This window comes from Corynebacterium felinum, assembly GCF_030408755.1.
Taxonomy (GTDB): domain Bacteria; phylum Actinomycetota; class Actinomycetes; order Mycobacteriales; family Mycobacteriaceae; genus Corynebacterium; species Corynebacterium felinum.
In genome coordinates, this window is record NZ_CP047209.1 from 2,856,985 (window position 1) to 2,869,374 (window position 12,390).

5 protein-coding genes are annotated in these 12,390 nt (G+C 51.0%); 2 read left to right on the forward strand and 3 right to left on the reverse strand.

Annotated elements, in window-relative coordinates:
- Positions 1-60: 60 nt before the first annotated feature.
- Together CFELI_RS11975 and CFELI_RS11980 are read left to right on the forward strand one after the other, a co-directional pair.
- Positions 61-336 carry a hypothetical protein gene (locus CFELI_RS11975; RefSeq protein WP_277103866.1) on the forward strand — a complete coding sequence of 92 codons (276 nt, stop codon included), beginning with the start codon at positions 61-63 and terminating at the stop codon, positions 334-336.
- Positions 336-1,586, forward strand: coding sequence for an alpha/beta hydrolase (locus CFELI_RS11980; protein WP_277103867.1), 1,251 nt, complete (start codon positions 336-338; stop codon positions 1,584-1,586). The genes CFELI_RS11975 and CFELI_RS11980 overlap by 1 nt, the downstream gene beginning before the upstream one ends.
- 69 nt (positions 1,587-1,655) lie before the next feature.
- Here the strand turns inward: CFELI_RS11980 and CFELI_RS11985 are convergent, their stop codons facing one another.
- The 3 genes from CFELI_RS11985 to adhP form a co-directional block, all read right to left on the reverse strand.
- A complete protein-coding gene (locus CFELI_RS11985; protein ID WP_277103868.1) occupies positions 1,656-8,552 on the reverse strand; it encodes a DUF5979 domain-containing protein in 6,897 nt (2,298 codons plus the stop codon).
- Positions 8,553-9,439: 887 nt separating this feature from the next.
- A complete protein-coding gene (gene ltrA / locus CFELI_RS11990) occupies positions 9,440-10,762 on the reverse strand; it encodes a group II intron reverse transcriptase/maturase (RefSeq protein ID WP_290258975.1) in 1,323 nt (440 codons plus the stop codon).
- A gap of 588 nt (positions 10,763-11,350) precedes the next feature.
- On the reverse strand, positions 11,351-12,379 hold the full coding sequence (gene adhP, locus CFELI_RS11995; RefSeq protein ID WP_277105414.1) for an alcohol dehydrogenase AdhP: 1,029 nt from the start codon (positions 12,377-12,379) through the stop codon (positions 11,351-11,353).
- Positions 12,380-12,390 lie beyond the last annotated feature (11 nt).

A 12,390-nucleotide genomic window follows, 5' to 3' on the forward strand; every position in this document is an offset into this window, starting at 1 on the left:
GCGGTAGTTATCCACAGATTTAATTTTTCTATTGACTTTAGTGGAAACATGGTATCTAAGGTGACTGAAATTGTAGTCATGTTTACAAAGTTCAATCTTGATGCTGGCGGTGAGCTTAGCCACTTGCCGGATTATAAGTTGTTTGAATGCCGCGATAGTTCCTGCCTCACGTCGTCGGCGGTCTCAACGTTTACCCAGACAGTCAATGAGCGCGTTAATGCTTTACGACGTCGCCACAACACCCATGTTGATCAGGTGTTGAAATTCATTCAGTCCCAAATCGCAATCGACGCTACTGTGGCGCGTGCCCTCGATGCTGGGGAGGTGAGCGACTAGTGTTTCCGATCAATACCATCGCTGTTGAGCGTTGGGCGAAAAAGTTGGCCGAAGACGCAGAATTCATCCTGCATGTCCATGGGGCGCTACAGCAAAGCTGGAATAATTTTGCGCTGGAAGCAACCGGTGATGCTTTTGACAAGGCTCTGACGAGAGGTATTGGGTACAGCGTGGACTCGGTCGCTTATGCGCGGCTGATGAAACAGGCTTCCGATACTTTGTATGAGACTGTCAAAGCACAGCTCGACTTGGAGGCACATTACGAGCATGTGAAAAATGCTGCCATTGCGGAGGGCCTCGAAATTATCGACGGCGTAGTGCACGATAAGTCCCAGAGTTTTAATCCGCTTGTACAACTCATCCAAGCCAAATTGGATAGTTTCCGTGTGCAAGCAGAACTGCTGGATAAGGCTTGTCATGACGAAATCATTCGTTTAACGTACTGCACTCCACAGGAGAAACACGAAGATTTACTCCCTGGCGGCGATGACAATCTCAGCCTGAAAAACTTAGATCATATCCGGCGGGCCGAGCAGCAAGGCGTGTTGGCGGAGATTCGGCGCCAGCATCCTGATGCCAAGATTCTCAAAGCCAGCGATGAGGGAATCATTGTGTCTTTCGGTGATCTTGAAAACGCAGATTTAATCACCACCATGACTTTTGGTGTAGGTTCTGGGGAGCAAGAAAACTGGCCCGGGCATGTATCTGATGCGGCTAAAATCCATAAAGATTTGCCTAAGAATGCGGCGGTGATTGCGTGGCTGGATTACAAACCACCGGCGACAATCGCAGAAGCCACCGACACCATGCCTGCCCAATTGGGTGCCACGAAGCTGGCTGAGTTCCAAAAATTCGTGCACGAAACTAATCCAGCAGCCTACAAGACTGTGCTCGCGCATTCCTACGGAACGCTACCGGCTGTTATTCCTGCGCGACGCCCAGATGGGTTGATTGCCAACAAGATCATCATGCTCGGATCTCCCGGCGGACTATTCCCTACCAATCCTGGGGGTCAGCCGAAGGATGCTTCCACTGTGTTGCAAAACCCAGACCAAGAGCTCGTAGTGATCGATGCGGACCGCGATCCCATTGGGTTACTCCACGATAATGAGAGCGGTATTTTTGGTCCCGATCCTAAAATCTATGCCGATGAATCTTACAGGGTTTCGGGAGGTCATTCCGACTTTATCGGCTCAGAGGACAATAGGAAGATTCTGATCGACGAGATCACAGAGGCTTTGGCCAAATAGCAAAGTGGTGGTTGCATCTACACAACCACCACTTTCAGATCACTAGTGTCAGATCCTTATGCAGGATACTTAGCTTTGACCTCGTCGTAGAGTTACTGCACCAGCAGCAACAAGTGCAAGGCCAATGGCAATGATCCACAACAGTGATTCATCGACACCGGTCTGTGCCAACTGTTTCGCTTCACCAGGTTTGTTCTGTGGCTGTTCGCCCTTCGCAAGACCCTTCTTCGGCATTCCCTTCTGCGGTGTTTCCACCTGAGGATCCACCGATGGTGCTGGTGGTTCGTGCTTCGGAATGAAAGGCACCACAATCAGTGGGATGAGCGGAATCAGGATTGGAATCCATGGAATGTACGTGTTCACCGCGGTGGCGGTGGCCACTGGCACATCTTCAGTAATCGTGAACACGATTTCTTCAGGTGCTTGAAGTACGAATCCGAAACGCTCGGCGTCTTCAACGTTCTCGCGAACACGACACTGCGTACCGAAAGGCAGCTTCATGCCGGATTCAACCGTGATGCCATCGCCCTTCGCCTTTAACTGGCCGGTGATAGCCTCGGCAGCGTCAGGATGCTTACAGGTGTAGTCGAAGGTGAAGGTTTCATTGCTGAACCAAGGCCAACCCTTGACATTCTTCACCACACCGAAGGTTCCTTCTTCGCGGGTGTAACGGTTCTCCGCTACAACCTCAGCTGGATTCTCACCTGCAGCCACCACAACCTTCAACGGCGCAAGACCGCTGTGGGTAAATCCTGCTACCGCGGCGGAATCTTTACGCTCGACCAAAGTACACGCAGTACCAATTGGGTAGGTCTTGGGCGATGCTACCGCTTCGCCACCAGCTTTCACCCGGATCTCCCCACCTTCTGCAAACGCACCTTCGTACGCAGGCGTGCAGGTGTAGTCGAAGATGAAGTCGCGCTCAGCGATTCGCTCGGCAAGCACAGTGTTGTCGAGAGCAGCAGATGCGATCTTCTTTACCATAAACGGTGCTTGAACTGGCGCGTATGTGTTGGTGACGTCCACGGTGATCACCGCATCTGGTGCTGACTTATCCACCCGGAAGGTGGCGGTAGCACCCTGCACCACCGCATCGTTGATGCGGATAGTGGTTGTTGGGATGGTGTGTGCTACCTCCGCAGCTTTCTCAGTGATGGTGCAGTCACCGGTAGGGATATTCGCTACCTGCTTCTTCTCACCATGTTTCAGCGTGAAGGTTTCGGTCACACCATCAGCACAGGTGTAGGTGAACTCGAAAGCCTTGTCTTGAGCCAGCACGGCCGCGTTGCCGTCGACACGCTTAGTCACCGTGAACCCACCCTTGTCGCGGGTATAACGGTTGACAGCGCGAACCTCTGCTGGGGCTGCGCCTGCTGTCACCTCAACGGTTAGTGGGCGCACGGCTTCCAGTGCGAAGCCTGCAACCTGGGCACCGGCGGTCTTTTCCACCAAGGTGCAGCTCGTGCCGATCGGGTACTGCTTGGCAGAAATCGCCGCGTCGCCGTTCGGCTTCACGCTGATCTCGCCACCTTCGGCATAGGCACCTTCATATGCTGGGGTGCAGGTGTAGTCGAAGACAATGTTTCGATCACCTAAACCTTGTGCAAGCAGCTGCTGATTCTCATCAGCGGTGGCGGTTTTGAGCACCTTGAACGGTGCAACGTCAGCCACATAGTTGTTGATGGCGGCAATCTTGATGGTGTTCGCCGGATCGCGCTGATCCTTTGTCACCTCAAAACGCACTTGGTTCGTCTCGGTGAATTCGCCTTCGTTGACCTGCATTGTGGTCGTTACTGCCGCGTTATCCACCTTGGTGTTTTCTTCGGTGACCACACAGGTACCGGTGGGTACCTCAGTCACAGACTTCGACTCACCATTCTTCAGAGTCACCGTGCCAGTGAAATTATCAGCACATTCGTAGCGGAAGGTGAAGGTCTTATCTTTCACCAACGCTGCGGCATTGCCGGTCACCATCTTCGCAACCTTAAACCCACCCTTATCGCGGGTATAGGCGTTGGTGACAGTCACGTTGACAACCTGATCTTTATCGTTGATGGTCACGGTCTGCTGATCGAAGCTTGGTACATGAGTAAAGCCTGCGCGTGGCGCTGGTTCTTCACTCAACGAGCACACATAGCCAGTTGGGATATCTGCATATTCCACGGCGGTACCGTCACCGCTGAGATCAAGTCGGTGTGGTTGGTCGCTGAGTTTGTGTGCAGTAACTGGGTCAACACATTCGACGAGAACACCAAAGCGTGCGTCGGCTGTGCTCTCTTTCGTGCCGTCAACGGTGACGACCTTCTTCACAGCAATCTTGCCCATGTCGCGGCTGTAGTTGTTGGTCACTTCCATGCGTGCCGTTTCTACTGTTGCCGGATCGTGGGCGGTGACCACAGTTTTCGCCTGGTTGCTGTACACAGGTTCAGCGAGGCTAAAGCCTGCCACCTGAATGTTATTATCCACCTTTTCGCGCAGCTCACAGGTTGCACCCAGAGGCAGCGCAGGGCTGGTTACTTCCCCACCGTTGGCCACGTTCAGCTCACCGGTGAGATCAAAACCTGGGCGGTCGTGTGGATCAGTACAGGTGTAGCTGATGGTGAAGGCAGCTGGGATTTTCTCATCCGGCAAACCATTCACGCGCTTGGTCACTTTGAAGGTGCCTGTTTCTACGCTGTAGGTGTTGGTCACCACAGCCTTTGCTGGCATATCTTCCGGTGCGGTTTCTGGGTCGGCGGCAGTGGCCACTGTTGCGTGGTCAAAAGCTGGCTCTGCGCGCAGATAACCTGGGACATCAATGTGTCCCTTTTCACCCGCAGGTACATTCACACGTTCAGCGAATGCACATTCAATGCCACGTGGCAGTTCTGGGGAGGTTTTTTCTTCCCCAGCAGCCAGCTCGATCGTACCGCTGAGTACATCATCAAAGCCTGGGCGTTTGAGATCGTCAACGCAGACGTAATCGATGAGGAATACCGCAGGAGTTTTCTCCTGAGGTAGCCCCACAACATTCTTGCGCACCTTAAACCTGCCAGTCTCAGGATTATAGGTATTTGTAACAGCGATGGTTAGGCCGTTGTCACCAACAGTTGCTGGATCGGTTGGCGCAATTGGCTGTTGCAATGCATAGCCATTACGTTCAGCGCCTTGTTCGCCAATAACAGCACACGTAGTACCAATTTCGAACAGGCCAACTGTTGTTTCGCCACCAGCTGGAACCTCAACATTGCCTTCAGCTGGTACAACTTGTCCTTCAGCGTTGACGCCATCGGCCGAGCAGCGGTAAGTAACTGTGAAGGTGTCTTGGCCCTGAGAACCATTGGCATTCAGAGTCTTCGAGACCTTAAACGGCTGCCGTGGTAACACAAAACCGCCATCTACAGTCAAGTTCTCAATTCCACGCGCTGAACGAACAATCTCATCCTTCGGAAGTACGACTGGTTGCGAAGCACCTGTTGCCTTATCGGCGTTAGAGTCTTCCGCATTGGCTAGATCTGCACCGGTATTGGTGAATTCATATCCAGCTGGTTTGCCGAACGTAACTGTATAACCTGCAGCATCAGATGAACGAAGATTCTCAAATACGTAGCGACCTTGATCATTTGTGGTGGTCTCTACATTGACAGGATTGCCAAGATCGTCCGTACCTGTCAAAGTCACACGAACATTACCAATAGCTGGTTCGCCTTGAGTTTGCAGGCCATCCTTGTTCTCATCAATCCACGTGTAGTCACCAATCTTGGAACCAACGGCAACTTCAGCGCGACGAATTGGGCCGAGCGGATCTAGAGAACCAGCCTTAATCGAAACTTGGTTGACGTACAGATCGCCATTCTTGTTGCCTTTGGCAATCATGTCTACATCGAATTCGATTGGTTCCTTAGGCTCCCATACGCCATCACGTTTTGCACGTACGCCCGTAACTTCAGCCAGGTTGGCGGGGCACTCACCTTGACCACTATCCAGAGCACCAATCTGTCCATTCTCAAATGAACACCATGGAGTATCGCCCTGCGCAACTGGGTTATGTGGCACTGTCTGCGACTTAGTAACAAAGAAACGCAATGGTTGTCCAGCTTTTTCGTGTCCCAGACGCGGAGTGACAGATGCGAACTCGAAAGTTCCCGAGTACTTAGTCTGCTGGTCCCCTGATCCAACGTTGTTTCGAGGAAGAACGTCGATAATATCGAAATTATTGACTTGAACATCTGTTGCAACATTGTTCAACGCACGCACGCGCCAAACGTTGTGCTCAAAGTTCTGCTGATCAGGACGGTTAACTTGAACCACTGGGGTCAACGCTTGCTTAGACAACTTAATGCCCGCTGGATTTGTGATCTGAATTTCCGCAACATCGGTTCGCTTCGAAAGCTTGGTTGCGTCTCCTTGAGCCCAGACTTGTGCCGTGTTTTGGAAGACACCGGAATCTGCATCATCACGAACCATAGCCTTAAAAATGATTGGCTCAACGGCCTCGTTAATCTGGTGGTTTTTGAAGATCCAGCGCAGATAGGTCTCATTTGGCTTACAAGCACGTAGTACGTTGTCTTTTTCACCTGGGAATAAAGACAAGTTCAACTTCGCATCATCAGGCGTTGAACCCTTTTGCACCACAGCTGGTGCAGGCTGTGCATCAACGAAATCTTGCGACGCAGGTAGACAGTCTTCCACCCACAAGTCCTTAGTGTTGCCTTGCACCGTTACTGGCGAGGTCAAAGTTGGTTCTAGTTTGTAACGTACTTCATCACCGTTGGTTACAGCCGGCGGAACTTTACCGAATTGGTCAGAATTCCCCTTGACCACAGTCTTTCGGAGGGAAGTCTGAACATCGGTGAAGATCAGGCGGTCACCGCTATCGCCTTGGTGAGCATTTTCGGTGTACTTGGATGCAGTCGACTGATTAGGCGCAGCCAAAGCAGCTGCCAAATCGAGTTCCTTGCCAGGCGCATCTTTAACTGACATGTAGTTAGGAATAAGGTCTCCTGACTCCATGCCTGAATCTGCAACCTGTTGAAGAATGGAAACTGCTGCGCGGACACCTTCACCTACCTGTCGGTCAATTGCAACTGGCTCCGGCATTACTAGGTGAATGCGAACACGTCCAACACCGGTGAAAATACCCTGTGCTTGCTTGGTTGCATCGTTTCCAGGAACCTGCTCTGGTGAGTCATACCACTGAATACTATCGTCGTAACACAGTGATCCTGCTCCCGTTGCTCCTGGTTCCGCCGCATATTGAACTTTTAGTTCCGGAACCTGTGACTTAGTAGTCGCGTACTGGACTTTGTTTCCATTCAACACATTGTTGTAACCGGAAATCCAGACGGCTTCGCCACCTGATGGAATGCGTTGAAGATGAGCACTAACATCAGTCGATGCTGGTACTTCACGCTTTTTAAGGTGAAGTTTGTTCTTATCCCAAGAGTCACACGCTAAAAGGGTGATCTTACCTGGATTGTCCGGCTTCGTTCCTACAATTTCAAGCTGGGAAAGCACTTCCTGATTTGCGGCAACAGTAATACCACCACTACCGAGGACGGCACCACCGGTGGGACCTTCACCACGGATCGAGTGTCCAGGATTAAACTCAGCTGCCGACATGTTCCCTTGGGTTCCAGGAACACCAGTAAAGCGTTTGTTAATCAAAGTACCGAAAGAAACGTTAGGTGTAGAGTTTCGGTAATCGTTTCCTGAGGGATTCGCATCTGGATGGTTTGTATCACTAGATGTAAAACCATTGAGGTTGAGATCACTTACCGAAGTATGCGATTTCAAAGTAGTAGTTACGCCCTTAGTGATACCAAATTCTTGGATCGTTACACTAGGAACGTAGAACTTAAATGCCTGGGAAACAGCATAAGCACGGTTATCAGGAATAGCTGAACCGGAATTGTAGTTCTTTGATGGGATGCTGCGTAAAGACATATCCGCGCCAGAAATAACTACATCGATCGGCTGTGTAATCGGATTGGCCCCAGCAAAATTACGATCAAACGCAACACCGTTAAACTTAAAGTTGCCGCTGTTCACGACGGAATTGCCCGCGTTTGATGGCGACTGAAAACCGATACGAGGTCCGGGCACGTTGTGATAATAATCCTCAAAATATGCACGGGGGGCATACTTTTCTGGGTTATCGAGTATCTTCTGAATCTTCGCTTCAGCTTCCTGTTCAGCCTGGGCACGGTACTTCGCACCCGTGCTATCAGGCTGCGGATCCTTGGCCTTCAGCGCTTCAATTCCATCCTCGACCATTCCATTGTAGTAAAGACTACGAGGATCGATCTTAAGCTTCATTGAAACATCGCCCACAGCCGGCATAACGCCCTTGCCCCCCTGAGCAGAAGACATCAAAATGTGGTGAATCTGAACTTTACAAGCCTTATTCTTATCCCACGGACATGGCTCAGTAGCGGGGCCATACATATAGCCAGTACTCGGCTTAGTTGCAGGCTGCACACCATTCAGAGATACATCCCACGCAGGGCGTGCTGAAGTTACAGCTACTGGCAACTGATCAGAAGGAACAGTTTTAGATTCTTGACCTGCAGCTTCAACAGATACTGAAACAGGTTTAAAGCTGACAGCATTACCAAAATAGTTTGTCACGACTGCCGTAACAGGAAATGTGTAAGCCTGGCTCTGGAGGGAACCAAGATTACAAATCAGCTCCTGCTCTTCTAACTGTTGAATTGAATCACCAGTAGTCGGAAGTGCAGGAACAGTCAGACTTGGGGGAACGATCTGTGATCCAGCCTTACAAAAGCCTGGAACCTCTTTGATCTCGATACCCTTTGGAAACTTGATCCGTGTCGTTGTCTCTGTTGGGGAGTCGACATTTACATTGACGTTCAAATCGTACGTCAACGTGTCATTAACTCGCACAATATTGTTTGTTGCTGAGCTGTCGTGTCCAGCTTCATCATCCGCATCAAAAGACTGTGTACCAGTCGTTCTAATGGCCATAGATACTGTCAAGCCAGGTGCTAATGATGTGTCAGAATAGGTCTCCAACCGCATTACGGATGACTCATCCTCTGTGCCAGCCGTCGAAGCTGGCACACTTGGAGAAACCTCTTCAGTACCCGTTTGAGCCTGAACTACTGGGGTAACACTTGCAAACAAGCTCGACACAGCAAGAACCGTCAGCGCTGTATGAACGCCGGTTCTCCTGAATCTTCTCTTCACCAAATCTCCTTCGATGATCAAGTCAGAACTTTCGCTTGACTATGTAAATGTGTGAAAAATAAGTGGTTGCATCAATTGCTATTGATACTCAATAGCTATTCTGACACTCTTCTCAAGAAGATAAAACCAATGGCCAAAGAATCGCTACCCCCATACAATATTTTATAAACATGCTTTGACATGCGAGTTTAATAGAATCGTCTTACCACATAGTATGCTCAAGGTCCCCCAGGTACCCCACTTGAATATAAAAATTATTAAGTGAAATAGGGCCACCCTCACGGGAGTCCCATTGCACACAATCTCGTGACCTGCATGATTATCCCAGAATAGCCCCACCTCCCCAGTCTTCCTGTCAACCATTCAGGCAATTCGTTTAAATACAACCTTCCCTCCCAAATTTCTTACGCAAACATGATAAATACGTTCAAAAATACCCCCGTTCATTAAATTATCCATCATGTAGCTCTCATGCAGCACACAGGTAAGCTATCACGGTCAAAAAGTTCATGAGGTTTAACTGTCTGCTCAAATAATTCTGCCCTAAGCTCCACTTTCGGTCTTTAAGAACACCTCACCTTCACCAAAAAATCGAGTAGGGTGCCGGGTTTCCCGGCAGCCCTCTCACACCACCGTACGTGCGGTTCATCGCATACGGCGGTTCCTTACACCAATACAGAGTATTGACTGTGCTTATAGTTCCAATACGCCACGGCTGATACGAGGTTCTGGTCATTCCAATACGCATTAGTAAGCGTGGTTGTAAGCACCCACGAGCCAGCGATACGCCAGTAGGACTTACTGGTATTAGCCCACTCATAGGCCTTTTGTTTATCCACACCCAAGCGGCAGAGGTTCCGTATCCGCGTTCGGATACGTTTCCACTGCTTCCATACGCACATCCGCAGTCGACGACGAAGATGCTCATCCAGCCGGTTAAGAAACACCTTCGCATCCGCCAACGCGAAATAACCAAGCCATCCACGCAAATATTTGTTTAACCGGTCAATGCGATACTCCATCGACACCGACCACGATCTTGCCGTAAGCTCTTTCACTCGGGCTAAAACCCTCACCTTCGTGGCCTTAGTAAGTCGAAACCGATACTGATCACCACGAACCAGATAGAACCCATAGCCTAAAAGCTCCGCCTTAATCGCATGACAAATAGTGGACTTCTCCTGATTAACCCGCAGCTTTAACTTCCCCTCCAGAAACTTCCCAGACTGGGCAAGCGCACGCTGCGCAGCACGCTTGGAACGAACAAAGACCCGAATATCATCAGCATAACGAACAAACTTCGTGCCCTTAGATGCAAGATAATGATCAAAATCATCCAACATGATATTGCTCAACAACGGCGATAACGGTGACCCCTGCGGAGTCCCTGCATCACTACACCGAACAACACCATCAGCCATAATCCCAGCGTTTAAATACGCCCGAATAAGCTTCAACACGCGCTTATCGTCAACCTTACGAGCCACCCTCGACATCAACATGTCGTGATTAACCGTGTCGAAATACTTCGACAAATCAACCTCAACAACCCACACATACCCCTCGTTAAGAAACCCACGTGCGGTCTTTAACGCCATATGTGCGCTACGTTGAGGCCTGAAACCAAAAGACACAGGCACAAACCCCACATCAAAGATAGGCGTAAGTACCTGCGCGATCGCCTGACAAATCACACGATCAACAACAGTCGGAACACCAAGCATACGCCAACCACCCGAAGGCTTTAGGATCATCACCTCACGAACCGGCAACGGCTTATACGTTCCCGCGTCAAGACGCTCACGAATGCCACTCCAGTGTTCACGCAGATAAACGTCAATATCCTCAACACCTACCCCGTCCACACCAGCAGCACCCTTATTCGTCTTAACCCGCTCTAATGCAGTGCGGAGATTGCCACCTGAAAAGACTTGATCCCACAGATCAGCACCCGCACCAGTTGACACTTCCCCTACATCGGCAGACACACAACTAAGCACACCATGGCTATCGTCGGGATTCACCCTATCCTCCCCATAATGCCCACACACACGTGGTTGGCAGCTTTCACCGTTATGCATAACTACAATCCAGGTTCCATACTCAACAATGTAAAGTTCAGTCCTTCCTCGCTCACCCACCATAAGGGCTACCGCGGACCGCGGTGTCTCCCACGAGTACTATGACCTCGGCTGACTCCTACCACACCAACCCACAACAGGGCTTACCACACCTACTTGGCACAGTCTGTGACAGGCCTCCCCGATTAAGAACATGCTCTTTCCTCCTACAACCGCCACATCTACACACTAACCACTTCGATGGAACGGGCTTCGACTTCTTCGGCAGCCTTACCCAGATCAGCGCGCCTTATATGTGATTCGTATACCTCGGTGCAGGATTTCGCTTGAAGCTTCCTCCCCACAACACCTCACGATGCTGCAGTTGCCATCAGCTACATAGTTAAACCACCTTCACTATCAGGGACTCACACCCTTAAGAACATGCCCATGTCGGGCGAACCAACAAGAAAGCGGGCTGCAAAAACGCAACCCGCCCTCTTCACTTACACCATGCTATGAGTAGCGAATAGCCATACGTCCGTCGATCTGACCCTTGCGCATATCCTCGAACACCGAGTTGACGTCGTCAAGCTTGCACTCAGTCACGGTCGGCTTAATCTTGCCGCGCGCGTAGAAGTCGAGCGCCTCCTCCAGATCCTGGCGAGTACCCACCAGCGAGCCACGAATAGTCAGACCCTTGAACACAATGTCAAAGATCGGCGCAGGGAAATCTCCCGGCGGCAAACCATTGAACACAATCGTTCCGCCCTTACGCGCCATATCAATAGCTTGGCCAAACGCCTTCGGGTGCACAGCAGTCACAAGAATGCCATGAGCGCCACCCTTGGTGTACTCCACAATCGCAGCTGCAGGGTCAACCTCAGCAGCGTTCACCGTGAACTCTGCACCATGCTTCTTCGCCAGCTCCAACTTCTCTGGAGCAATATCAACCGCAATCACGCGCAGCCCCATGGCCACCGCATACTGCACCGCGATATGGCCAAGGCCACCGACGCCGGAGATAACAACGAAGTTACCTGGGCGGGTATCAGTCACCTTCAGACCCTTGTATACAGTCACACCAGCGCACAGGATGGGCGCAACCTCAACAGGGTCAGAGCCCTCAGGGATGCGGGCGCAGTAGCGAGTATCAACAAGCATGTACTCACCAAAAGAGCCATCTACGGTATAGCCGCCGTACTCAGCTTCACAGCAGAAGGTTTCCCAACCTGTGCGGCAGAACTCGCACTCACCACAGGCAGACCACAGCCACACGTTGCCCACCATATCGCCAACCTTCACGCCATGCTCACCGGGGCCAAGCTTGACCACTTCGCCCACTCCCTCGTGGCCGGGAACAAATGGTGGCTTTGGCTTGACTGGCCAGTCGCCTTCAGCAGCGTGCAGGTCGGTGTGGCACACGCCCGAGGCGAGGTTCTTCACCAGCGCCTGATTAGGTCCTGGTTCTGGCAGGTCGAGCTGGCCGACGGCCAGCTCTGGGCCGAACTTTTCAACAATTGCTGCATTGAACTTCTCAGACATGAGAGGATCTT

Coding starts and splice junctions, on each gene's coding strand:
- adhP (WP_277105414.1), bottom strand. CDS start 12,379: ATGTCTGAGAAGTTCAATGCAGCAATTGTTGAAAAGTTCGGCCCAGAG.
- CFELI_RS11985 (WP_277103868.1), bottom strand. CDS start 8,552: ATGGCCATTAGAACGACTGGTACACAGTCTTTTGATGCGGATGATGAA.